Genomic DNA, 25,474 nt, shown 5'->3' with positions numbered 1-25,474 from the left:
GCTTCTGTTCAAAATAAAAAGGTTTTAACCGATATAGTTGGAGGAGAAAAAATGAGAGCGTTAATAAGTGTTTCTGATAAAACAGGTGTAGTGGATTTTGCTAAGGCATTATCCGAACTTGGCGTTGAAATTATATCTACAGGCGGGACTCATCAGAGGCTTGCCGATAATGGCATACAGGTGATGGGCATTTCCGAGGTCACTCATTTTCCGGAGTGCCTGGATGGCAGGGTCAAGACCTTGCATCCGGCTGTGCACGGAGGAATTCTCGCCAGAAGAGATAGACCCGAACATATGAAGCAGCTGGAGGATAATCACATTGAAACCATTGATATTGTCGCTATTAACTTATATCCGTTTAAGGAAACAATTTTAAGGCCGGGGGTCACGCTGGAAGAGGCTATTGAAAATATCGACATAGGAGGACCTGCTATGCTCCGCTCTGCTGCAAAGAACCATAAAGATGTAGTGGTGGTTTGTGACCCTGCGGATTATGAGAGCGTAATTGGGGAGCTTAAGCAAAATAACGGTGTTTCTATGGATACAAAATATAAACTGGCTTTAAAAGTATTTCAGCATACGGCAGCTTATGATGCCATGATTTCAGAGTATCTGAGAAGGCAAATTGATGCGGAACTTCCGGACAATCTGACAATGACCTTTGAAAAAAAGCAGGATTTAAGGTATGGAGAAAATCCCCATCAGAAAGCTTGCTATTATCAAGAAATACAGCCCCTTGAAGGAAGCTTGGCACAGGCTGTTCAGCTTCACGGGAAAGAATTATCTTTTAATAACATCCATGATGCAGAGGGAGCACTGGCCACGCTTAAGGAATTTGAACAACCTGCTGTGGTGGCAGTAAAGCATGCTAATCCGTGTGGTGTGGGTACCGGGTTCGACATTCTGTCCGCCTATAACAAGGCTTATGAATGTGATCCCACTTCTATTTTCGGAGGAATTGTCGCAGCAAACAGAATAATTGACGCGGGCACGGCGAGAGAAATGAGTAAAATCTTTCTTGAGATCATTCTTGCACCGGGTTTTACAGAGGAAGCTTTAGAAATTTTAGAGCAGAAGAAAAATATCAGGTTACTAAAGTTAGGGAGCATTACAAGGAAATTGGAAGGACAGATTGATGTCAAGAAGGTTTCGGGCGGATTGCTGGTACAGAACACAGATGATCTGTTGTTTCATGAAGAGGAATTGAAGGTGGTTACGGATCGGATTCCTACGGAGCGCGAAATGGATGATATGAGACTGGCCATGAAAGTGGTGAAGCATATTAAATCCAACGGTATTGTTCTTGCCAAAGAGGGTAAGACCATAGGCATAGGCCCCGGACAGGTCAATCGGATATGGGCTGTTGAAAATGCTATCAGTCAATCCAATTTTTCGATTCAGGATTCGGTTCTGGCTTCGGATGCGTTCTTCCCATTTGATGACTGCGTAACAGCAGCTGCGGCAGCAGGTGTAACCGCTATTATTCAGCCCGGCGGATCTGTGCGGGACGAAGATTCGATTAAAAAGGCCAATGAACTGGGCATAGCCATGGTGTTCACCGGAATTCGGCACTTTAAGCACTAAAAAGGATGTTGTCATGTGGAATAACGGAAGGGATTTGTTATGAAGGTACTGATTGTAGGCGGCGGCGGCCGGGAACATGCGATTGCATGGAAACTGGCTCAGAGCGATAAGGTGGATAAGGTGTATTGTGCTCCCGGCAATGCGGGAATTGCAGAGCTTGCGGAGTGTATCCCGGTAAAAGCAGAAGATATAGGCGGTATATGTAGGGCGGCAAAAGAAAATCAGGTTGATCTGGCGGTCATAGGACCGGAAGTGCCGCTGGCCATGGGTATGGTAGACGAATTGGAAAAGGTGGGCGTAAAAACCTTTGGCCCCAATAAAAAATGTGCACAACTGGAAGCCAGCAAAGCGTTTACCAAGGCTTTTTTGGAGAAACACAACATTCCTACGGCGAGATATAAAGAATTTACCCATAAGGCAGAGCTGTTAAACTCTTTGGGCATCTTTGGGTATCCAATGGTTATTAAAGCTGATGGTCTGGCTGCGGGAAAGGGAGTTGTTATTGCAGAAACCGAGGAAGAAGCCAGAAAAGCCATCGAAGAAATGATGGGGGACAAGGTCTTTGGAGCGGCTGGAGATAAGGTGGTCGTGGAGGAATACCTCACAGGAGTCGAAGCTTCTATGCTTTGCTTTGTAGACGAACACACCATTGTTCCCATGGAATCCGCACAGGATTATAAGCGAATCTTTGATGGGGATAAGGGACCGAATACCGGCGGAATGGGGACCTATTCTCCGAGTCTTGTGTTTAATCCGGAGCTGGAAGAAAGAATTCGCACAAAAATATTGGAGCCTACCTTAGCTGGATTTCAAAAAGATGGCCTGAATTTTAAGGGGGTTTTATTTATAGGGCTGATGATCGGTGAGGATGGGCCAAAGGTCATTGAGTTCAATAACCGCTTTGGCGATCCGGAGACTCAGTCTGTATTACTTCGACTGGAAACGGATTTATTTGATATTTTCAGCGCAGTAGTTGACAATAAATTAAGTGATGTAAATATAAAGTGGAGCGAGAAAAAGGCGGTTTGTGTTGTCTTGGCTTCCGGAGGATATCCGGGCGCGTATGAAAAGGGAAAAGAAATATGCGGGCTGGATCAGGTGGATAAAGATGTGATCGTATTCCATGCCGGAACAGCACTGAAAGAGGAAAAGGTCGTGACGGATGGGGGTAGAGTTCTGGGAGTTGCCGTTCTGGGCGATACTCATGAGGAAGCACGGAAAAAAGCCTTTGAAAACGTTAAGAAAATTAGTTTTGACGGAATGCAGTATAGAAAAGATATTGGAGTGGTTGTAATAAAGTAATAAATAACAATGCATGATGTGCAGCAATCTAAAATAGAGAGACGAGTACATAGTGGAAGAATAAAAGCGGTTATTGACAAATGTTGATAATGGTTGTATTATGTATGTGATAAAAGAATACAATAGTTAATAAGGATTATTGAGGTCGGAAATGGTTCCCGACACACTCGCAAAGAGTACCTGAGATGATGGATACACCGCCCATCCAATAATCCATAAGAGTTAAAAGACCTAAGGTTTATTCCAAGGGTCTTTTGTTATATCAAGCTTCTTCTATATAATTGAAGTTGAGATTCATATAAGAAATGGAGGGAATTCGTTGAAGAAAAAATTTGGTGTTGGAACTTTATCGCTTATTTTATTTATTTTCGCAATGGTATGGACTAGCGATATAAAATCGTTAGATGGGTTTTGTTTAGGAGACACTGTTTTGAACTTTATTAATTTGCCGGCATACTCCATTTATCCGAACGGCAATCCGGGACTACACTATACAACTTTTTATTCTTTTGCAATGTTGATAATAGCTATTATACTCGGTCACAAATTTCCGGAGCATATATTTGCGAAGTCTGGAAAGATTCTTTCTATTATTTTTTCACTGTTATTTGTATATACTTGGTTCGTCTCTTCTATGACTGCATAAGGTCAACGTAGGAACGGTTGCTTGATATGACAAACAAGTTAACGGTATAGCAAAACCCCCCTGATGCAGCAACGAAACCGCATCAAGGGGGTCTTTATTTCTCAGAGCTGAACTTCTTCAATGTATTGGTATTGATCTTGAATATGTCTCAAAAACAGGGACAGCCTTTCATAGAGCGGCTGCACCTTATCTCCGAATTCAGCCTCAAGTGCTTCGCCGATCTCTCGCACCGTTTTATGACCGTCGATTTGTAAAAAAGCATAACTTCCGAAGTCATCCATCGTAATCCGCCGATATTCTGGAATTTTGACCCGCAGCTTACGAAAGAAACGTTGAATCATATGATCCTGTTTAATCAGTATGGTCACGATGCCTTCCTCACTGACTTCATACAGAAGCTTATTTGAAACTCGAAAAATGACGTCTAAGAAATTATCTTGCTTAATCGACATGTTTTGACTTACCGGTTAAAAGAGGGATGGCAGTGGCAATCACCAATACGACCAGTAAGAGGATGGCCATACCATTCGAGCTGGCAAATCCGGATGGAGAGGCTGATCCAACCACGCCGGTTACTTGCAGGATGATACCGATCAGTCCGATGATGGAACCACCGGCAACCAGTCCGGAGGACAGGCTCACGCCGTTTCCGATTCGATAATCCCTTTCTTCTTCGCTCTTTGATGCTTTTTCCACAAATACGCGAAGCAGAGCGCCTACCAAAATGATGGAAGTAGTGGAAATCGGCAGATAGAAACCGATAGCAACTGTCATAACAGGCAGATCCAGCAGGAAGAACACAATGCCTAGAGCGATACCGGCTATGATCATGACCCAAGGCAGTTCGCCTGACATAATGCCGGAAGTCAAGGTTGCCATTAAGTTCGCCTGAGGAAGAGCAAACGGTACATTGTCGCCGGTCATGGACAGCTGGTCGGCAAGTAATAGGATAACGCCGGTAACAACGGCTACACCCACAATAGTGGCGATGCAATAGTATTTCTGCATCTCATTCTTATCGCCGCCGATGACGAACGTAACCTTCTGAGACTGACAATAGCCGCCGGCTGTAGCAATGGCGGTAACAATAAAAGTACCAAATAATAGCAAAATACGGTTATCAACTGCGCTGCTCCAACCCATGCTCACAAACAGCAGCGTGACGATCACGATAGAGGCGATGGTCATACCGGAGACCGGCAGATTAGAAGTACCGATGGTACCGGTCAATCGTCCGGCAACAATGGTGAACAGCAGGGACAGAAGCAAGGACAAGATGGTGGTCAGAATTGCCATCAAAACGTTGCCGCCGGAAATTAAAAATCCACCGACAAAGCCGACTACAACACCGCTTAACAGAATAACGGTCTGCTGAGTGCCGCCGCCATTCCCCGCAGCCTTAGCCCCCATAGTTTCTTTAATGGAGGAAACCACAGTTGGAATCAGGCGAATCGCACCGATCAGGCCGCCGGAAAGCATGATTCCGGCACCAATATATTTGACATAGCTGCCGGAAATATCGCCCACCTGCATGGCACCGATGGTGACAGACGGATTGTTCCATACCGGATCAGTGCTCCCGCCTAAAGCAGCAAAATATCCGATTAGAGGTGTGATAACAAAGTTGGACAGGATGGAGCTGGAGAACATAGTCAGCGCCACCGGCAAGCCAACGATAAAGCCGATTCCCAGCAGCAGAGGGTTTACCTCTAATTGAAACCTCCATTTATAGAAGGATTCATTGACATAACTGATGACATTGTTGGTCACATTCAGGAAGGAGCTGGTCACAACAGTCAGAAGACCCCCGATGACAAAACCGATTCCCATGAACTTGATGGAATCCTTGGCACCTTCGGAGGCTATCAGCGTTTCGGAAATAGCCATGGATTCCGGATACATCAGTGCACCGTGCTCTTCAACGATCAGATAGTTATAAATTAGGGAAGTTGCCCCCAGACCGAACAGCGCACCGCCGATACCGATCACCAAGCCCTCCAGAGCAGAAACGTGCGAACCGATTAAAAGGATGGCAGGCATAACGAAAATCATGCCGCTGGCAATGGATTCACCACCGCTGGACATGCCTTGAATCAGGTTCTTGCCCAAAAGGCCTTTTTGCTTGGCAAAGATCGCCACAAACACAGATCCCAAAATGGAACCCGGAATACCTGCGGCTACAGTGAGGCCGGCCTTCATACCGGAGTAAGCGGTAGAGGCTGCAAACAATGCGGCCAGTAAAATACCGATAATTAAAACGGCAGCGCTTCCTCCCAGTTTGGAGCCGCTGGAGATATATGGCACGTAGTCTTTTCCGGCTACGCCGCCATAAGCTTCTTTGGATAGTTTTTTATTCATAAAAAACACTCACCTTTCAATAAATTATTGAGAATAGATTTTATTTTCAATTTTGCTAACTCCTAAAGGTTCAGCCGATTTGAATTAGCACATGGCCTTAAGTGCTTCTTTTAAAAGTTCCCATGTTCGCTGGGTGGAAGGAATACTCAGATGCTCTTCTGCTGTGTGAACGCCCACCATGCTCGGTCCAATGGAAATCATATCCATTTTACCGCCGAACATTTCATCAAATATAGCACATTCAAGACCGGCATGAATAGCATTTATTAACGGCTTCTGACCAAACATCTTTTCATATAGGTCAGCAAACAATGTGCGGACTTTTGAGTCCGGATTGTACCGCCATTCCGGATAGGAAGATTCTTCAATCACCTTTCCGTTCGTAAGATTTGCAAGAGAAACAATGGTATGGAAAATATCCGCTTTAATACTGCCGACAGAACTTCTGATGGCACTGATAATTTCTACCGCATTCTCTTTTGTTTCAATAACGCCCAAATTCAAAGAGCTCTCCACAAGACCTTCAATGTCCATGCTCATGGTTTGAACTCCATTGGGGATAAGGTACAGAAATTGGATGATCTGATGTGCGCTGTTTGCTGTAAAAGCCTGCTCAGGCTGCTTTTCCGGCGAAGCCAGAAGAATACGCAGATCGGGATCTACTGTTTTACATTCATCCTGCAGTACCCGCTCCAGTTTCTCTACTTCTTCGCGCAGCAAGGCTTCATCTTCCTTGCGAAATCCTAAAACAGCTCTGGCATCCCGAGCAATAGCGTTGTGTTTAGAACCCCCGTCTATGGAGCACAAGCTAATGGACATTTTTTCAGTCAGATGATCCAACAAGCGGGCAATCAGCTTATTTGCGTTGGCTCTGCCTTTGTGGATTTCGATTCCAGAATGTCCGCCCTTAAGGCCTTCCACTGTCAAAGTAAGAAATGCCATATCTGCAGCCGGATGCTCCCAGGAAACGGGAATGCTGATTCGAGCCGTGCAGCCTCCGGCACAGCTGACCGTCAAAATCCCCTCTTCTTCTGAGTCAATATTGATCAGTGTTCTGCCTGAAATGGTTTCCGGATCAAGAGCATGGGCTCCGTCCATTCCGGTTTCTTCACAGGTAGTGACCAATAACTCCAGCGGCGGGTGGGGAATGCTTTTATCGGCCAGAACAGCAAGACCCATAGCAACGGCAATGCCGTCATCTGCTCCTAGAGTCGTGCCTGTGGCATATAACATGTCATCACGCACTTGAAGACGAATCGGATCCTTTAAAAAGTCGTGGATAACTCCGGGGGCTTTTTCACAGACCATATCCATATGACCCTGAATCACCACACCGGGACTGTTTTCATAGCCTGCGCTGCCGGGACTTTTAATCAGCACATTCTGTGCTGCGTCCTGTACAACATAAAGACCATGGGTTTTTGCAAATGAGACCAGGTAATCACTGACTGCCTGCTCATTGCCAGAACCTCTTGGAATTTTGCTGAGTTCTTCGAAATAGAAAAAAACATCAGCAGGTTCTTGATTTCTCAATACACTGTCTTCCATAATAAATCTCTCCTTTTGATTTAGAACTGGATAATATTACCCCTAAAAGTGTATCATAAAAATATAAGAAATCAAGGGAAATAAAGGAAGAGCTTCCATGTATTTTTACACATATTTTTATACATTTTTTGCGTATATTTTTATAGATGCGTATAGAACTGGACAGATTCTCAGCGGTCATGTATGATGGGGATAATAAATGGAAATAATGACAGCATTGTCTGTAAAACAATGAAGGAAGGAGGGCTTTGCGTATGATTGTTGGAACGATGCTAATTGAGTTGCATGCTCCTTGGGTGCACTCGCTAAAAGAGAAGCGGATGATTGTAAAAAGCATCTGTGGAAAAGCAGGAAATAAATTTAATATTTCCATAGCGGAAGTGGATAAGCAGGATCGGCATCAGGCAATCGTCCTGGGAATATCCTGTGTAACAGATGAGATGGCGCATGCAAACAGCATCCTTGATAATGTGCTGAATTTTATCGAGGAGCATACGGAAGCAGAAGTGATTTCTGTATATCGTGAACTGCTTTGATTTTTTGCACTCTTTTACACGTTTTTGACTGCCTTGTAGCCAAGGCCCCGTACTGTTTCTATGGTGAATTCCGGATATTTTTCAAACCGTTTTCTTAATCGATTGATATGAACATTGACGGTATAATCGGTGGACTCGGATTCCATCCCCCAGATTTCATCCATTAACTGAATGCGAGTAAATATTTTATTGGGATAAGCTAACAACTTGTACAGCAGATAAAATTCTTTCTGCGGCAGAGTCTGGACTTCATCGCCTCTTTTTACAGTCAAAGCATCGTAGTCCAGAACGACTTCACCAATGGTAAGCTTATGGTCGCTGACGATCTGAGCCCGTCTTAAAAGTGCTTTGATACGAAGGAGCATTTCTTCTTCATCCACAGGTTTTGTCATGTAATCGTCTGTACCGACGATAAACCCTTTCCGTTTATCAGCAGGCATTTGTTTTGCGGTGACCATTAAAATAGGCAGTTCATATCCGGAAGATCTTAGTTCTTGGGTAAGTTCATAACCGTCCATATTAGGCATCATGACATCCAGCAGAATCAAGTCGATATGTTCGGAATCTAAGACCTCTAAGGCTTGAAGCCCGTCAGAGGCGGTAAAAGGAAGATACCCATTGGCGGATAAGACCGCTTTCATCAATTTTCTTGTGTTTTTATCATCTTCAACAATTAAAATACGAAACATGGTTTTTCCTCCAGTCTTTTTTATCTCATTATTGAACAACCGCAGCAACTTGTTTAATTGGTAAATAAGCTGCAGATTTGCAGTATACCCTTTCAGTTTATCATAGGATATGAATATTAATTAAAGATAAACTTTTAAAAAACTATTTCCAATTAATTTATTTTCAGTTAATATTAATTCTATACAATATACCATATAAAAGCAATTTCTATTGAAAATAATTCATGGGGCAAGGAATTGCGCTTTGATTTAAACATACAGAAAAGCTAACATATTGGACAGAAAGGTAAAAGGAGGAGTTATATCATGAAGAAAAAATATATTTTATGGATGCTGACCATATGCATGACGGTATCCATGTCCACTACAGCCCTGGCATTTGCAGAAACCAACAGTAATGCAGGCGGACTCAGTACGGCTGCCGTACAGGAATCCAAAACGGAGGAGACAGCAACCGGCGGTGCAATAACTGAAAGTACAACCACCGAGGGCGCGATAACGGAAAGCACGACCACCGAAGGTGCAGTGACGCAAGAAACCACTTCGGCGGCAATCACACCGGAAAAAATCAATCTGTCATTGGACGGAGCTTATAAGCAGCTGGATAGCAGTAAGACGATGGAGCTGATCAAATTACAGAAGCAGAGCGATGAAAGCATTGCAAAGGGTTATAGTGAAACGTCAAGCAATTTGAGTAAGCTGGAGAAGGTGGACGCGGTTATTGCAGGATTTGATTCTTCCAATAAAAAAGTAGTTGAGAAGAGAAGGGATTTTGCAAAATCCATGATTGACGCGAACAATGAATCAAGGGTGAACGCTTTAAAACAGAGCACCTTTCAGACCTATTACGCCTTGAAGAACACCGAAACGCAGGTGGATCTCACCAAAGAAAGCTTAACCTTGAAGAAGAACTTTTTTGAGACCACGCAAAGAAGATACAATGTGGGCGCCGCTTCCAAGATGGAGGTAGACAATGCGGAAAAGGATGTTAAAAATGCAGAAACTCAGTTGGAAGCAGCACAGAATAGCCTGCAACAGCTAAAGCTTAGCTTTAACTCATTTTTAGGCTATGATATTTCTCAGGAGATCGTGCTGACAGATACCATACAGGAAGTGGAACTGCCAAAAACTACATTAACGGATGCGGTAGATTCTGCGTTGAAAAACAGAAATGAAATGAAACAGGCTTCGTACATGGTGGAACTGTCCGAATTGAACTTTAACAGCTTTAAGGCCTATCCAAGCAATTCTTCCAAGTATATCACCGCAAAAACTCAGCTGTTAAATGCTGAGATTGCGAAGCAGAATAAGCCAACAGATATTGAACTGGATGTGCGAAAAAAGTATGATGCCATGACAGATGCGTACAATTCGGTTCAGACGGGAAAGAAAAATCTCAAGAGTGCGGAGGATGCATTGAATGCGACCCAAAGAAAGTTTGATTTGGGAATGGCGACGACCTCAGAGGTACAGCAGGCACAGCTGGCTGTAAACAACGTAAAATTAAGCCAGGCAAGTGCTTTGCTCAATTATAATCTGGCAGTTGAGAATTATAATCTGTCCATGGGAGTAGGTACGACACCGGCCAGCTTATAATAATGCCAACGCATAAAACATCGGAAAAGATTTAAAAAGTACAAATATAAAAAAATGGAGAGGACAGAATCAAAGAGTTCTATTTCCTGCATAATAAAAAAGGAACTGTGACATGTACTGCACTGACCGCCATAAAGTTTAACTTTAAGGGGTCACCTCATGTTTCGGTTCCTTTTATGTTGAAAAATGAAATCTCCGTGTTGAAGAGGCGGACGCTGTTTTTAAACAGGAAGGATCACTGTAAAGGTGGTGCCGATATCGAGTTCACTTTCTATGAGAATCTGCCCCTGATGCAGTGTGACAATCTTATTAACGATTGCTAAGCCAAGCCCATTTCCTTCCGTGGAGTGGGATTTGTCTCCCTGGTAGAACTTATCAAAAATGTGTTTTTGACTTTCCTCGTCCATGCCGGAACCGTTGTCTATAATTTTAAAAATAATGCCCTCTTCGCAGGGTTTCAGTTTAATTTTGATTTTTCCATGGTCGGATGAAAATTTAATGGCATTGTCAATCAGGTTGATCCATACTTGATTTAAAAGATCTTCGCTGCCGCTGTAAGAAAAGTCGTCTAAATCGATAATCATAGATAAATGCTTATTGGACCATTTGGATTCCAGCATTAATACGCTTCTTCGAACTTGTTCGGATAGGTCAAAGGTGGTTTTTGGAGAAACGATATTTAAATTTTCTAAAGTAGTGAGGGTGAGAACATTTGTGGCCAGCTCAGTCAGTCGATCTGATTCGCTGATAATAATGTCCAGATATTCATTGCGCTCTTCCTCGGTGAGATTTGAATTTCTAAGAATCTTGGCAAAACCCCGGAGAGAGGCAATCGGTGTTTTAAATTCGTGGGAAAAATTATTGACAAAGTCAGAACGCAATATTTCCAAGCTGCCAAGTTCTTCTGCCATTCGATTAAAACTTTTGGCGAACATGTTAAATTCATCAATGGGCGTGATGGGAAGCCGAACCGAGAAGTCACCATCGGCGACTTTATTGCAGGCGGACACCACTCGGCGGAGGGGTTTCAAAGGAATTCTGCTCAAGATTGCTGTCAGTGTGGTGCCCACAACAGTACTGCTGATAATCAGAAGGAGTATGGGACCCAGAAAAGTAGGATCCTGCTGCTGGTGTAAGAATCCTCGCTTAAATAAAAAAACAATGGTCAGTCCGATGATGCTCATGGTCAAAAGCAGGATGACTAAAACGATAAGAGAAAGCATAAAAGCTAATGCTTTTTTGCCTAGATTAGAGTGTATCCTTGAAGCTAACGTTTCCCGGCAGTTTGATTTCAAGATCTGTACCTCCTCAAGAAAAATTTTTCGGCAGCTAAATCTGCTGAAAATTTTGTATTTAATGCCATTTTAGCACAGTTTGGTTACATGAATATAAACAAAAATAATATTTTGAATTTAATTTTTAAAATTTACCAATTTGTTTACATTGAGTTTCTAATTATATCTTATTGTTGTATTTGTGGCATTATCTGAACTAATTTTTTTTGTTAGTGTTTATCTGTAAAATGTGATAAACTTTTATGTTAGTTGTAAGAAGCCATTTTTACTGAACAAAAGCTATAGAGAGTCAAAGGAAGGGAGAATATATGAAAGGCATACTAAAAGGCAAGATGAAGATTATTATCATTGCCGTAATAATCCTTGTAATCGCCGCAGTAGCAATTCCAAAAATACTGGCGGCCAGACAATCGGATTACGCAGAAGCTGCACCCCCTACAGTGGAGCTTGCTAATCCTGCAACGGGAAATATTGAGCTAAAGAGCTCTCTGATAGGAACGGTGGAACCCTCCAATTTTGAAGAGATTTATCCTAAAATATCAGGAGAGGTAACCAGTGTCCGGGTGAAAGCCGGACAAAGAGTTTCGGCGGGTCAGGTGATCTGTACGATTGATAATAAAATGTTGAATACGGCCAGTATCGGCGTGCAATCTGCTCAGGTGACTCTGTCTGACGCAAGAACTGCCATGGACAGGGCAGAAGCATTATATGCAAGCGGAGACATTTCTACCCAAAACTATGAAGCCGCACAAAACGCATTAGCGAAGGCACAGCTGGCATATGAATCGGCGGCCAATGATTACAGCAATCAGTCCGGTTATAGTACGGTGACCGCATCGATCAGCGGACTGGTGGAATCCTGCGATATTGATGTGTATGACAATGTAGGTCCGCAGACGAAGCTTTGTGTGATTTCCGGCGGAACGGACAAGGTGGTTTCTTTTGATGCCACAGAACGAATCACAAGAAACATGAAGGTAGGAGACAAACTGACCGTAGAAAAAGGCGGCACCAAGTATGAAGGAACTATCAGTGAAATCAGCACGATGGTAGATCAGACCTCCGGATTGTTTAAGGTGAAGGCATTGATTGGTTCTAATGCAGCATTAGCCACAGGAACGTCAGCAACCGTAAATGTCATTACCGACAAGGTTCAAAATGTTATGACTATACCGGCAGACGCTGTCTATTATGAGGATGGGAAGGCACTGGTATATACATATGAAAAAGGAAAAGCTCACAAGGTGTTTATTGAAGTGGGAATATCCGATGATAAAAATATAGAAGTAATTTCAGGTCTGAGCAGTTCCGACAAAGTAATAGCAACGTGGAGTTCAGAGCTTTATGAGGGGGCAGCAGTAAATGGGGTTAACTAAATTCGTATTAAAAAGGCCTGTTACAGCCGTTTTATGCGTTCTTTGTCTGGTTGTCTTCGGATTGTCCTCTGTAGCCAGCAGTACCTTGGAAAGAACTCCTGAAATGAATCTGCCTATCATGCTGGTAAGTACGGTTTATGGGGGAGCCAGTCCGGATGACATAAACGAATTGGTGACACAGCCTATAGAGGACGCAGTCGATACCTTGAGCGGCCTGGACGGAGTATCCTCCATGTCCCAAGAGAATGTCTCGATTGTAATCATTCAGTATGAGTATGGCACGAATATGGATGAGGCATATATCGACTTGAAAAAGAAAATAGACGGGATAGCAGGGGATTTGCCGGATGATGTAGATACGCCAAATATCATGGAAATCAATATCAATGATATGCCGGTGGTAACCCTGTCCGTCAGCAATAAGGCGCAAACGAACCTGTATGACTATATTGACAGAAAAATTGCACCAGAATTTGAGAAAATCAGCTCAGTAGCCAGTGTAGATATTTCAGGAGGCCGGGCTTCCTATGTAAAAGTGGAGCTGAATTCGGAAAAATTAAAACAATATGGCCTGACCATGAGCAGTATTTCGCAGGCGATTGCCAGCGGTGACTTTTCGTATCCGGCAGGAAGCACCAAGACAGGAAATATGGAATATTCCGTTTCTACCGGGGCGGATTATGATGATGTGGAAAGCTTGAGGGGAATCCCAATCAACGTATCAAACGGAAGTGTGGTACAGCTTCAGGATGTGGCGACCGTATACGAAGCCCTAGAGGATCAGGACAGTATCAGTAGATACAATGGAAAGGATACGGTTTCCATAGGGATTAAAAAACAGCAGAGCAGCAGTGCGGTAGAAGTTTCCAACGAAGTGATGAAAGTAGTGGATAAGCTTGAAAAGGCGGATAGTAACCTGAATATGGTTGTAGTAAACGATACAAAGGATGACATCATGAAATCCTTAAACTCGGTGTTTGAGACCTTGATATTGGCAGTTATTATTTCCATGGCGGTTATTTATTTGTTCTTTGGAGATCTAAAGGCTTCGCTGATCGTAGGAACCTCTATACCGATATCCATATTTGCAGCGTTGATTTTGATGAACCTGATGGGCTTTTCCTTAAACGTTGTTACGATGGGTGCTCTGGTTCTTGGTGTAGGATTGATGGTAGACAACTCTATCGTAGTTTTGGAGAGCTGCTTCCGATCCATTAATGCTGTTCCGGACGATGAATATGATTCGGGATATATTGAGGCAGCCAATAAAGGAAGTATACTAACCAGAAGTTACAAAACAGCAGCGATTGAAGGAACTAAAACGGTATTTTTAGCAGTCTTTGCTTCCACAGCAACCATTTGTGTGGTATTTTTACCGTTAGCCTTTTTATCCGGTCTGACTGGGCAGATGTTTAAACCATTGGGCTTTACGATTGTGTTCTGTATGTCCGCTTCATTTATTTCGGCGGTTACCATCGTACCTCTTTGTTACTATATCTACAGACCGCAGGAAAAAGAGAATGCACCGGCTCAGAGAAGTATCAGAGTTATGCAGATTGCATACAGAAAATTTATGAGAACTTTCCTGCCTAAGAAAAAAACAGCAGTGATTGCTGCTGTACTTTTACTGGTGATCTCAGTTTTGATTGCTTCACAGCTTGGAATGGAACTGGTACCGGAGGATGATAACGGCACCGTTGTAGTAAGCGTCGAAACAAGGCCGGGAATGAGCATAGAAAAAGTAGACCAGACCTTAAAACAGGTAGAAAAGGTGGTAGTGGCAGATAAAAATGTGGAATCTTATATGGTCACTTACGGCGGAAGCGGACTTTCTGCTTTATCAGGCGGTTCAGGAGCGACCTTGACCGCATATCTGCAGGATAAGGTAAAGGATTCATCAGTCGTAATGAAGTCGTGGAAACCTTCTATGGATACCATTAAGAATTGCAATATTTCCATGAAGGTGGGGTCGGCTTCGTCTATGTCTGATACCAATTCTGACGGATATGAAGTCATCTTAAAAAGTACCCAATATGAGGACTTGAAGCAGGCTTCTGACAAGATCGTTACAGCACTGAAGGCCAGACCGGAGGTGACGAAGGTTCATTCGGATCTGGAAAATGCCGCTCCGGTGGTAAAAATATCGGTAGATTCCGTAAAGGCTAAAGCAGAAGGACTGGCACCGGTTATGATCGGACAGACCGTAAATAATATGCTGAGCGGAGTAAAAGCTACTACTATGAAAGTCAATGGGGAAGATACAGATATAAAGGTTGAATTTGCAGACGGAGAATATGATACGCTGGATAAGGTACAGGGAATTGTCCTTGCCAATGCAGCGGGCGGCTCTGTGGCGTTATCTGACGTAGCAAATATTCACTATGAGGACAGTCCGAGCACCATCACGAGAGAAGATAAGCAATATAAAGTAACGATCGATGCGGACTATACGGACAAAGCGGATAAGGACACAAAAGCAGTTCTGGATAAGGACGTGGCCGGAAAATATGCGAAAGGAAGTGTGGCTTTAGGCGTTAACTCAACCGATGAAATGATGGGTAAAGAATTTGCATCCTTGGGAAAAGCGATTTTGACCGCTGTATTCCTTCTGTTCGTAGTAATGGCGGCTCAATTCGAATCACCAAGATTCTCCTTGATGATTATGACGGCCATTCCTCTGGCATTAATTGGATCATTCCTGCTTCTGTATGTGCTTAATGTGAATATCAGCATGGTTTCCCTGCTGGGATTCCTGATGCTGGTAGGTAATGTCGTAAACCACGGTATTTTGTACGTAGATACGGCACGGCAATACCGGGAGGAAATGCCGCGGGACAAGGCTCTTATTGAGGCGGGTGTGACCCGTATGAGACCTATTGTTATGACAGCTTTAACGGCTGTATTAGCCATGATTCCGTTGGCTCGTCCGGGAGAGATGATGCAGGGGCTGGCACTGGTAAACATTGGAGGCGTTATTTCGTCCACTATTTTATCCTTGATCATGCTTCCGGTATTTTATACCATGATTGACAGAAAGAAAGCGCGTAAACAGGATATCCTTCGAGAGCAGGATATGGATATTTAATTCTTAGTATTTTGCAGAATGAATGAAAAGCTGCCGGATTTTCCGGCAGCTTTTGACATTATGGGAAATAGTATTGCTTATTTTTAAAGGACTTGACTTTTTTCGATAATCCAATAGAATATTTAGCAGAGGACTTGTGCCTTGGCATTATTTTCACAAGGAGTTTACATATGGATGTTTCTTTAATTATTGGTGTGGTTTTTGCCCTTGCTTCGCTGCTGATGGGTTTTATGCTGGAAGGAGGCAAGCTGCTTTCCCTTATGCTTTTAAGCCCTCTTATTATCGTACTGGGGGGAACGATCGGAGCTGTGGTGGCATCCTTTTCATTTCAGGATATTGCACAGGCCTTTAAGACCTTAAGAAAGACCTTTAATCCAAAAGCCAGCGGAGATCCGGATGAAATCATACAGACCATTGCGGATTTATCGGATGCAAGCAGGCGGGATGGAATCAATACGATTGAAAATTGTCTGACAGATCCTGCCCTCAGTGGGGAACAGTATTTGCTGTTCAAAGAGGGATTGATTCTGATATTGGAACGAAAAACGGTGGATGAGATTCGATATATCTTAGATGCGGATATTCGGGCTTATGTGATGCAAAAACAGGTAGAGATCAATGTTTTTGAGTCGGCAGGGGGCTTTTCACCGACCCTTGGAATCATCGGAACAGTTTTAGGCCTGATACAAGTGTTGTCAAATTTCAGCAGTCCGGAAGAATTAACATCTTCTATTGCTGTCGCTTTTGTGGCTACCCTGTATGGCGTATCCTTTGCGAACCTGATTTATTTTCCCATGGCAAATAAGATCAAGGTTTATTTAAAACGCCAGCGGATTTTAAAGGAAATGATTATGGACGGCGTTTGTATGATTGCCAACGGGGCTTTCAGCAGAAGTGTCAAAAATGAATTATCCCTTTATTATAACGCTTTCCCAGACGGCAGCTCCAAATACATTGATAATATAGAAAATTAGCGGCAGAGCATGAAATTAGATGGAAGTGCATTATGAAGAAGAGATCGATATATGAAGAGGAAGAAAAAGATAACAGGGACAGATGGCTGCTGACATATTCTGATATGATTACCTTGCTGCTGGCACTTTTTATCATCATGTATTCTATGAGTACGATTAATGAAGCCAAGTTTAGAGCAGTAGCAGAGAATATGGGTCATGCCCTGAACAATCCCAGGGCTTCCGAACTATTTGAGCAAAAGGATAAGGGTTCAAAATCGGAGGATCAGGATATGGAAAAGCTGGCTCAAGAGGTTAAAGATTATATTAAGAAAAATAATTTAGACGGTCAGGTGGAAGTGACCGGAACGGAATCCTATGTGAAGATTGATTTGAAGGATACCTTATTGTTTATCCCTGACAGCGATCAGCTGATCAACGGAAACAGCGAGGTTCTACTGGAGTTGAAGGATTTGATACAGGAATATTACTCTCAGGTATCCCATATTGTAATCAAAGGGCATACGGCTTTTGTACCCGGAACGGATGAACAGTTTTCTTGGGAATTATCCTCGAACAGAGCGCTTACGGTGGTTCAATATTTAACCGAAAATGGAATGACTCCGGATAAATTTTCTATTGAAGGCTATTCTCACTACGCCCCGGCGGCCAACAATAATACGGAGGAAGGAAGAGCCAAGAACAGGCGGGTAGAGATTTATATTACAAAGCAATAAAAACAAAAGGTCCCTTTTATTAGACTTATTTTTCTAATTCTAATAAAGGGACTTTTTCATATCTAGCAATTTTTTAAGTATTCAATTTCTTTTGGTGTAAGCTTACGATAATGTCCTACCATCAAACGCCCTAAATATAGTTCGCCGATAGCAACTCTTTCAAGCTCCTGCACCTTGTTGCCCACCGCCGCGAACATTTTTCGAACCTGACGGTTTTTTCCCTCGTAAATCTGAATTTCAACGATGGCTGAACGTTCAGCCTGTTTGATTACTCTGACATTGGCTTTTGAGGTAACAAAACCTCCGATATTGACACCGTTTCTGAGTTTGGCTATTTTCTCCGGAGAAAGTACACCGGAGACTCTTGCGCGGTAAGTCTTGTAGATATGATGTTTCGGATGCGTGAGCTTGTAAGCCAGATCTCCGTCATTGGTCATGAGCAGCATGCCGGAGGTATTATAATCAAGGCGGCCCACCGCAAAAAGCCGGGCATCTATATCGGAGACCAGAGCCTGAACGGTAAGACGTCCCTTTTCATCGCTGGAAGAGGTGATATAGCCCAGCGGCTTATTCAGCATGATATAGACAGGTTTTTGCTCTACTTGATCTATTCTGCGGCCGTTGATCTCAACTACATCTCCGTCTTTCACATCATACCCAAGTTCTTTGACCACTAATCCGTTTATTTTGACATTTCCGTGGGCGGTAAGCTCGTCCGCCTTGCGTCTGCTGGTAATACCGGCCTGTGCAATATATTTGTTCAGTCTCATCTGTATATTTCTCCTTTAATAGTATGGAGGTAGTATATCAAAAAAAAATGTAAAAGTCCAGTTGACCGAAAGCAAACTGGACTTTAAGAAATGGGTAAACTATATAATAGATACGTGCTAATGATAAGAACCGATAAAAGTCGGTTTTTGATTTTCAATGCTTGTTTGGATGCAGCCATTGATGACATATAAAATGTAGGAGCTCCATTCTTCTTTGGTTAAATCTTTCGATTTCACTTCCTTAATAGGTTTCTTCTCAATCGTGGGTGTCATGGGTTTCTCCTCCTGACTACAGTATGCGCACTGATGCATTGCGATAATTTATTAATACATTATCATAATAAAGCAATACAGACAAAAAGTCAATGTATTTTGATATATTAAATTTTAAGTTTAAGTAAAAAATACTCATAAAATTATGGTATAATGATTCCATTCATTAAAAAAATACGGCTTCGCCGTAAAGAAGGAATCATTGAATCATGCGTCGACGCAGCTTGCATGGTATAATGATTCCATTCCATACTAATTTTCCACTGGAGGCCTTTATAAAATGATGAAGCAGGTTCAGAAGAAGATTATCATAATGGCTTTAAGAGCCGGCGAGATTATGATGAAAAGCGGAGCGGAAATATACCGGGTAGAAGATACGATATCTAGGATATGTAAAGCGTGCGGGATTCCATATGTGGAAGTCTTTGTGACGCCTACGGGGATTTTTTTGTCGTTAGATGAAGGCGGAGAAAACAGTGAGATGTTTACTTTTCTCAAAAGGATAAATGGAACGGGAACGGATTTAGGTAAAATATCGCAGATCAATCAATTTTCAAGAGACTTTGTCAATACGGACTTATCCATTGAGGACGGGATGAAAAGACTGAAAGAAATCGCTAAAAGCAAGCCGTACAATCTTTGGATAAGAGCTTTAGGAGCCGCTTTGGCTTGTGCATTTTTTTGCCTGATGTTCCAGGGGACTCTACAGGATTTTGTCTGTGCGTTCGCAATAGGAGCTGCCAGCTATTTGTTGTCGGTGGGATTTGAACAGTTTGAAACCAATTACTTCATAAAAGGGTTTTGCTGTACCGCTTTTGCCGCTTTTTTGGCTCTTCTCTGCACCGCAGCGGGCTTAGGAGACAGCTCGGGGCCGATTACAATTGGGGCTCTCATGCTCTTTGTTCCGGGGGTGGCCATTACCAATGCAATCCGGGATTTTCTCGCAAGCGATATGCTATCGGGACTGGCAAGAACTGCGGAAGCATTTTTTATAGCTATTTCATTGGCCACAGGTGCCGGAGTAGTTATGAGATTGTGGGTGCTGTTCGGAGGGAATATTTTATGATATATTTTTTACAGCTGATCTTTGGCATCGTATCGACGGTGGGATTTGCCATCTTATTCCATGTCCCCAAGAAGAATATTTTTATATCTGCTTTGGTCGGTGGAATCGGGTGGGTCGTTTTTGCTTATTGCCGCAATGAATACGGAGGACCGCTGCTGGGATGTTTCCTGGCAGCCTGCATGGTCGGTCTGCTGGCCGGGATATTTTCAAGGGTTTATAAAGAAACAGCTACGGTATTTACTATTCCGGGAATCATTCCTCTGGTTCCCGGAGCAGGTATGTATTATACGACCTTATATCTCATAAACGGACAGCTTGAAAAAGCAGCTACCACGGGAACACAGACCCTGTTGATGGCCGGAAGCATTTCCGTGGGACTGCTGGTAGTAGGGTCTTTTTTTAAGGTGCATTACAGGCTGACCGGAACAGTTAAAAGAATCATAGAAAAGATGTAGAAAAGATATGGTATGTTTTAATATCATCTTCAAATTTGGAGGAATGGCTAATGAAAAGCATTTTAGTTGTAGATGACAGTCAATTTAATTTAATGGTGGTCCAAAAGGCGTTGGAGAAGGACTATGAAGTGAATACGAGGCTGAATGGAATAGAGGGCATTAAATTTGCTAAAAATAATCCGGTAGATTTAATTTTACTGGATATAGATATGCCGGAGCTTAGTGGAATTGATACAATTAAAATTTTAAAAAAGGATCCGAGACTAGCCAAAACGCCGATTATATTTTTAACAGGATTATCCGATCATGAAGTGGAAAGAACCTGTTTAAATTTAGGTGCAAGAGACTTTATTACAAAACCTTTCAATGAACCTGTCATTCTGCAGCGGATTAAAATGATTCTGGAGTTAGAGGACTTAAGGAAGAATCTGGAGAGACAGGTTCGGTATAAAACGGAAGAATTGGAGAAGCTTACCGCTAAAATTATTAAAACGTTTGCAAACAGCATGGATCCCATTACGGAACTATGGAGCAGGATGTATATAGAGGAGAAGGTCAATGCGGCAATCAGCCAATTTTCCTTAGCCGGGGCGCTGGTGGTGCTGAATATCGACAACTTCCGGCTGATCAATGATGCCTTGGGATATGAACAGGGCAATGTCTGTTTAAAAACCGTCGGACGTGCCATACTGAATACGATTAAAGAACCGGAGATCGCTGCAAGATCTTCAGCAGACGAATTCTTAGTCTATTTGCCCAAGGTGAGCACAAAAGAAGAGGCACGAATCATGGTTAAGGAGATTTTTAAGGAGGCAGAAAATCTGCTTGAAAAAAATAAATTCTATGGGATTACAGTATCGGCCGGAATTGCAATGACGCTGGAAACAGGTGAATATTTTAATTCTCTTTATTATTACGCAGAAAAAGCCTTGCATCATGTAAAAGTAAATGGGAAAAATGGCATTGCAATCCACAGTCAGAAGGAAGAATAAAATGAAGCAGGGTAATAATTTAAGCATGCCCTTAAGCAGAACGCTTAAAATAGGCGGGCTGGAGGCTAAGAACAGGTTCTGTATTCAGCCTATGGAGTGTGGAAACGGAGACTTAAAGGGCGGATTTACAAAGGATACGTTGAGGCGGTATGAAGACCTGTTTCGCGGAGGAGCAGGTGTCGTTGTGATGGAATCCGTGACGCTGCAATACGAGAGCAGAGCCAGAGAGCATCAATTACTTTTGGATGTAGAGGATCTTCATAATAGGAAGATGTGGGAGAGCTTTGTTAAAGAAATGAAAGCAAAGTATCCAGATCCTATTTTTATCGTTCAGCTGAATCATTCCGGAGAGCTGTCGGATACGGCTTTTTCTAAGAGAGTCTGTGTAAAACCGAGAAAGGATTGGGGCGGAGAGCTGCTGGATTCAGCATATGTGGACAAGACAATAGAGAAGTTTGCAGAAGCGGCAAAATTTCTTTATGAGATAGGCTGTGACGGTGTAGATCTGAAATTTTGTCACGGATATTTGGGCACACAGATTTTAAGACCGTATAATGATCGAATATGGAAATACGGCGGTTCCTGGGAAAATCGCAGCCGTTTCGCTTTTGATATGTGCGAAAAGGTATCAAAGGCTGTCAATACTTCTAAATTTCTGATTGGGGCAAAAGTATCTTTATATGAGGGAATGGCTGGAGGACAGGGTCATGCAGGAGCAGACAGCAAGCAACTGAATCTGGAAGAGACTTTTGCCCTGTGCAGAGGCTTGGAGGAAAGAGGAGCCAGCTTTTTTATAGAAACGCTGGGAAATGCGGAAACGGCAGATTGGCAATTGATGTGTCCAAATAAAAATACCAGTGAAAATGTTTACAGGCACATGGCCATGGCACAAAATTTGAAAAGAGGGCTTAGACCGGAAACTACAGTAATATGCGGCGGACTCTCCCTGCTTGCAGAAGGCAGATTTAACGAAAATCACCAAATCAGTGCCGAGAAAAACGGTTTGTTGCATTGGGGAAATTACTGCATAGAAAAAGGCAGTTTTGATATGATTGCTTTAGGGAGACAATCTTTTGCAGATCCGTTTTTGCCAAAGAAATATCTGGAGGGGGTTGAGAAGGATATAAATTGGTGCTTGTGCTGTGACGGCTGCGGCGGACTGCTTGCCCAGCAAAAACCGGTGGAATGCGTCATTTATAATAAATAACACAAATGACGGCTAGCTAACCTAGCTCCGGCTGCATGTAGAGCAGACTGGGGTTATAGAAGCTTTTCTACTTGTACCAATATCTCGGTAACGAAGAAGTCCGGATTTTTTGTTGTCCAATAGTCTATCAGAAAACGTTCATAAGATTCAGCAGCGCAGGTGTACTGGTTTTCAGAAGCCCATTGGAGAATTTTCAGATAGGTGTTTTCTATGGTTTCGTGTGGACCCAGATGGTAGCAGGAAGCAAAGACCTGACCGCCGAATATTTTTGTTTGTGTTTTGCCTGTTGTAGCCAGGACTAGCTGCTGCATGACGGTAACACTGCTTTCTTCTTTATTCAATTTCTTATCAATGGACGGAAAATTTAACATAAGGACGCCGGCTGCTTCATTTCCTATAGACTCGATATAGTTGGTAAAATCAATGTTGATGATCGCCTCTTTATAGTTGTAGTTGAAGTGCTGTTCCATACAACAGAATGTGGAAGGTTGTACATACTTGAGGGATACTTGACGTACGTCATTTTTTCGGATCATTTCTGCTTCCGTAATGAGCTGCAGCCAACCTTCAATAGCAGCATATTTTTTATAGATGCTATCTTTCATTTCCTTTAATTTGTCGGATTTTTCCTTAAATAATTTTTCGTGCAGAACGAAGGAGTTTTCATCTACGATTTCTTTAATCTCTTCAAGAGAAAAACCCATCTGCTTATAATATTTAATAACAGGGATATAAGTCAGCGTTTCCTTGCTGTAAAATCTATAATTGTTCTCCCCGATCTTATTCGGATGGATGAGGCCGATTTTATCATAGAATCTCAATGTATTTGCAGATACATTACAAATTTTGCTGACCTGTCCCACAGAATAGTATTTTGTCTTGTTTTTCATAATAAATCCTCAAATGATTCCCTACGGTAACGCTGTTTCAATCATAGTGTTCATCTTATCAAAAGGTATTATAGCATATTTGACTACTCTTGTTCCTTATATTTTCAAAAAAGTAAAAGCACGCTATGATCAGACCGGTATGACTGATTACACAGCATGCTTTTAAAGTGAACGAAGTTTTTTGGTTAATTTGTATCATTGACTATAGTATAAAGTATTCCCTACTATCTAAGGTCAAGATTTATTTTAAAAAAATTTTTGGTAAAATTTATAGAGCTAATAGAAGTTTGGGTAAAATAAAAAGCAAAAGAATAGTGTAAATTTGTCGGTATTTGTTAAATTACTTTTAAAAATTGCAGAATTTGTAGAAGATAAAACGTTACCCTTAGGATTAAGGTTATTCGTCGTATATCGTGTTCAACTTCGCCCTCATAAGAGAAAAGAATGGAATTCATTTTAAATTTTATTAAATATATTACATCTTTCCCGAAAAGGGTATAGTATAATAGGTAATATTTAGAATATTTAATTAAATGTTAGTTTTCATCTATGATGTGGGACAAAAGAGGTATGTGACATGATGACAAAATACTTGGAGAAAATGATGTATATATATAATACGATGGACTCCGTATTAATTACAAATACAGATGGAGTTATTGAGTATTCCGCTACTTTTGATGAAAAAGAGAACTCTATTAAAAATGAAGGATATACGGGAAAGTATCTTTTAGAGGTGTATCCCGAATTAACTCAGGAGACCAGTACCCACTTCCGGGCTATGAATACCGGCAAGGCCATTACAGACGAAATCCAGACTGTGACGGACTGTAATGGAATGAAACGCACTTTTGTAAGCAATACGTATCCCATCGAAGTAGACGGAAAAATCGTTGGGGCTATTGAGGGTACGGTTATTCTCTCGGAGTCCGGCCTTCCTTACAGCAAAAGATTTAAGAACAGCAAAATGAATCAGACCAGTGAATTGTATACGGTGGAGGATTTAATAGGCAAGAGCCAAAAGATGATAGACCTGAGGGAAAAAATTTTGCGTGCAGCAGAAAGCAACTCTTCGGTAATGTTGGTAGGAGAAACGGGAACCGGAAAGGAGCTTGCGGCACAGGCGATACACAGCCATAGCAGCAGGAAGAATCGGGCCTTTGTATCGCAGAATTGTTCCGCCATACCGGCGAGCTTATTGGAAAGTACTTTATTTGGAACAGTGAAAGGAAGTTATACCGGAGCCGAGGACAGAAAGGGCCTGCTTGAGTTGGCGGATAAAGGAACTCTGTTTCTGGATGAATTGAATTCTATGAATATTGAACTTCAAGGAAAAATCTTGAAGGCCGTGGAAGAACAGAAAATTCGAAGGTTAGGCTCGGAAAAAGAACGAAAAATTGATGTAAGAATTATTTCTGCGGTAAACGAAGGCGTAAATGAAGCTCTGGAGAAAGGAAAGATTCGGAAAGACCTCTACTATAGATTGGGTGTATTTCAGATCGATCTGCCCCTTTTAAAAGACCGGAAGGAAGACATCCCTTTGCTGATCAAACATTTTATCAGCTATTACAACAGAAAGGGGGAACGAAAGGTTCAAGGATGCAGTGAACTGGCGGAAAAACTTCTGATGGAGTACGATTGGCCGGGCAATGTGAGAGAGCTAAGAAATGTTATAGAATATGCTTTTAATATGGCCAAAGGGAAGGATATCACCATGACGAGCCTGCCGGAGCACTTTATCTATAACAGAAAAGAAGAGGTGCACGGTGCGGAACGGCCCGATTGGGAAAACGAACTGGAAGGAGGAGGAACCTTGGTTTCTATTGTTGACAGCTATGAAAGCAGAATTATTGAGAAAATCCTTCGAGAAAGTTCTAATGTGACAGAAGCGGCAGATAAGTTAGGTGTCAGCAGGCAGGTATTGAAATATAAGATGAAAAAATATGGACTGGTATTTTAAGAGGAAATAATTCAGAAAATTAAAAAGAGTAAAAAATTTTGCGAAATAAGCGCAAAATTTTTTACTCTTTTATTACTTTTTGACCACAAGAAGAAAATAAGGGGTACCCGGTAGAATAAGGAAATCTTTTGAAACCCTTTAAAAACAGGCATTTCA

22 protein-coding genes are annotated in these 25,474 nt (G+C 42.2%); 14 read left to right on the top strand and 8 right to left on the bottom strand.

Features of this window, described 5'->3' with window-relative positions; genetic code table 11:
* The first annotated feature begins 51 nt into the window (after positions 1-51).
* From purH to EQM06_RS11835, 3 genes are all read left to right on the top strand, one after another.
* Positions 52-1,584, top strand: coding sequence for a bifunctional phosphoribosylaminoimidazolecarboxamide formyltransferase/IMP cyclohydrolase (gene purH / locus EQM06_RS11845; protein WP_128746567.1), 1,533 nt, complete (start codon positions 52-54; stop codon positions 1,582-1,584).
* 39 nt (positions 1,585-1,623) lie between these two features.
* Entirely contained in the window at positions 1,624-2,886 is a 1,263-nt protein-coding gene (purD, locus tag EQM06_RS11840; protein WP_128746566.1) for a phosphoribosylamine--glycine ligase, read from the top strand.
* A 319-nt stretch (positions 2,887-3,205) separates the two neighbouring features.
* Positions 3,206-3,532, top strand: a complete 327-nt coding sequence (locus EQM06_RS11835; RefSeq protein WP_128746565.1) for a hypothetical protein — start codon at positions 3,206-3,208, stop codon at positions 3,530-3,532.
* A gap of 101 nt (positions 3,533-3,633) precedes the next feature.
* Here EQM06_RS11835 and EQM06_RS11830 read toward each other — a convergent pair whose 3' ends face one another.
* The 3 genes from EQM06_RS11830 to EQM06_RS11820 form a co-directional block, all read right to left on the bottom strand.
* A complete protein-coding gene (locus EQM06_RS11830; protein ID WP_128746564.1) occupies positions 3,634-3,984 on the bottom strand; it encodes a PqqD family peptide modification chaperone in 351 nt (116 codons plus the stop codon).
* Complete coding sequence (locus EQM06_RS11825; protein ID WP_128746563.1) at positions 3,974-5,890, bottom strand: OPT/YSL family transporter; 1,917 nt, start codon at positions 5,888-5,890, stop codon at positions 3,974-3,976. Before EQM06_RS11825 ends, EQM06_RS11830 begins: the two co-directional genes overlap by 11 nt.
* 84 nt (positions 5,891-5,974) lie before the next feature.
* The gene (locus EQM06_RS11820; RefSeq protein ID WP_128746562.1) at positions 5,975-7,438 is read right to left on the bottom strand and encodes an aminoacyl-histidine dipeptidase; all 1,464 of its coding nucleotides are present in this window, start codon (positions 7,436-7,438) and stop codon (positions 5,975-5,977) included.
* Positions 7,439-7,692: 254 nt separating this feature from the next.
* Here EQM06_RS11820 and EQM06_RS11815 point away from each other — a divergent pair, with 254 nt between their 5' ends.
* Positions 7,693-7,974 carry a DUF503 domain-containing protein gene (locus EQM06_RS11815; RefSeq protein WP_128746561.1) on the top strand — a complete coding sequence of 94 codons (282 nt, stop codon included), beginning with the start codon at positions 7,693-7,695 and terminating at the stop codon, positions 7,972-7,974.
* Between the two features lie 14 nt (positions 7,975-7,988).
* Here EQM06_RS11815 and EQM06_RS11810 read toward each other — a convergent pair whose 3' ends face one another.
* Positions 7,989-8,663, bottom strand: coding sequence for a response regulator transcription factor (locus EQM06_RS11810; RefSeq protein WP_128746560.1), 675 nt, complete (start codon positions 8,661-8,663; stop codon positions 7,989-7,991).
* Positions 8,664-8,969: 306 nt separating this feature from the next.
* On the opposite strand from EQM06_RS11810, the gene EQM06_RS11805 reads away from it, so the two are divergent.
* Complete coding sequence (locus EQM06_RS11805; protein ID WP_128746559.1) at positions 8,970-10,259, top strand: TolC family protein; 1,290 nt, start codon at positions 8,970-8,972, stop codon at positions 10,257-10,259.
* Positions 10,260-10,480: 221 nt separating this feature from the next.
* On the opposite strand, the gene EQM06_RS11800 is transcribed toward EQM06_RS11805, so the two are convergent.
* A complete protein-coding gene (locus EQM06_RS11800; protein ID WP_330548335.1) occupies positions 10,481-11,554 on the bottom strand; it encodes a HAMP domain-containing sensor histidine kinase in 1,074 nt (357 codons plus the stop codon).
* Between the two features lie 308 nt (positions 11,555-11,862).
* Between EQM06_RS11800 and EQM06_RS11795 the strand changes: the two genes are divergently transcribed.
* The 4 genes from EQM06_RS11795 (at position 11,863) to EQM06_RS11780 (ending at position 17,705) form a co-directional block, all read left to right on the top strand.
* A complete protein-coding gene (locus tag EQM06_RS11795) occupies positions 11,863-12,930 on the top strand; it encodes an efflux RND transporter periplasmic adaptor subunit (RefSeq protein WP_128746558.1) in 1,068 nt (355 codons plus the stop codon).
* Positions 12,917-16,015, top strand: coding sequence for an efflux RND transporter permease subunit (locus EQM06_RS11790; RefSeq protein WP_128746557.1), 3,099 nt, complete (start codon positions 12,917-12,919; stop codon positions 16,013-16,015). Before EQM06_RS11795 ends, EQM06_RS11790 begins: the two co-directional genes overlap by 14 nt.
* A 170-nt stretch (positions 16,016-16,185) precedes the next feature.
* Positions 16,186-16,989: a motility protein A gene (locus EQM06_RS11785; RefSeq protein ID WP_128746556.1), complete on the top strand. Its 804-nt coding sequence runs from the start codon at positions 16,186-16,188 to the stop codon at positions 16,987-16,989.
* 32 nt (positions 16,990-17,021) lie between these two features.
* Positions 17,022-17,705: an OmpA/MotB family protein gene (locus EQM06_RS11780; RefSeq protein ID WP_128746555.1), complete on the top strand. Its 684-nt coding sequence runs from the start codon at positions 17,022-17,024 to the stop codon at positions 17,703-17,705.
* 62 nt (positions 17,706-17,767) lie between these two features.
* Here the strand turns inward: EQM06_RS11780 and EQM06_RS11775 are convergent, their stop codons facing one another.
* Both EQM06_RS11775 and EQM06_RS12935 read right to left on the bottom strand, forming a co-directional pair.
* Positions 17,768-18,475, bottom strand: a complete 708-nt coding sequence (locus EQM06_RS11775; protein ID WP_128746554.1) for a pseudouridine synthase — start codon at positions 18,473-18,475, stop codon at positions 17,768-17,770.
* A gap of 117 nt (positions 18,476-18,592) precedes the next feature.
* Entirely contained in the window at positions 18,593-18,748 is a 156-nt protein-coding gene (locus tag EQM06_RS12935) for a hypothetical protein (RefSeq protein ID WP_164914448.1), read from the bottom strand.
* Positions 18,749-19,028: 280 nt separating this feature from the next.
* Here EQM06_RS12935 and EQM06_RS11770 point away from each other — a divergent pair, with 280 nt between their 5' ends.
* From EQM06_RS11770 to EQM06_RS11755, 4 genes are read left to right on the top strand one after another with little or no spacing between them, the layout of a single operon-like run.
* Complete coding sequence (locus EQM06_RS11770; RefSeq protein ID WP_128746553.1) at positions 19,029-19,814, top strand: threonine/serine exporter family protein; 786 nt, start codon at positions 19,029-19,031, stop codon at positions 19,812-19,814.
* The gene (locus EQM06_RS11765) at positions 19,811-20,269 is read left to right on the top strand and encodes a threonine/serine exporter family protein (protein ID WP_128746552.1); all 459 of its coding nucleotides are present in this window, start codon (positions 19,811-19,813) and stop codon (positions 20,267-20,269) included. Before EQM06_RS11770 ends, EQM06_RS11765 begins: the two co-directional genes overlap by 4 nt.
* Positions 20,270-20,319: 50 nt before the next feature.
* Positions 20,320-21,261, top strand: coding sequence for a GGDEF domain-containing response regulator (locus EQM06_RS11760; protein WP_128746551.1), 942 nt, complete (start codon positions 20,320-20,322; stop codon positions 21,259-21,261).
* A 1-nt stretch (position 21,262) separates the two neighbouring features.
* Complete coding sequence (locus tag EQM06_RS11755; protein ID WP_164914447.1) at positions 21,263-22,468, top strand: oxidoreductase; 1,206 nt, start codon at positions 21,263-21,265, stop codon at positions 22,466-22,468.
* Positions 22,469-22,521: 53 nt separating this feature from the next.
* On the opposite strand, the gene EQM06_RS11750 is transcribed toward EQM06_RS11755, so the two are convergent.
* Positions 22,522-23,358 (bottom strand): MerR family transcriptional regulator, encoded by an 837-nt coding sequence (locus EQM06_RS11750; RefSeq protein ID WP_128746549.1) that lies wholly within the window; start codon positions 23,356-23,358, stop codon positions 22,522-22,524.
* A gap of 577 nt (positions 23,359-23,935) precedes the next feature.
* Between EQM06_RS11750 and EQM06_RS11745 the strand changes: the two genes are divergently transcribed.
* Entirely contained in the window at positions 23,936-25,318 is a 1,383-nt protein-coding gene (locus tag EQM06_RS11745; RefSeq protein ID WP_128746548.1) for a sigma-54 interaction domain-containing protein, read from the top strand.
* The last annotated feature ends 156 nt before the right edge of the window (positions 25,319-25,474 follow it).

This window comes from Aminipila luticellarii, assembly GCF_004103735.1.
In the GTDB taxonomy this organism is placed as follows: domain Bacteria; phylum Bacillota; class Clostridia; order Peptostreptococcales; family Anaerovoracaceae; genus Aminipila; species Aminipila luticellarii.
The sequence above is the reverse complement of the archived record's forward strand: the minus strand, read 5'-3'. Positions and strand labels throughout refer to the sequence as shown.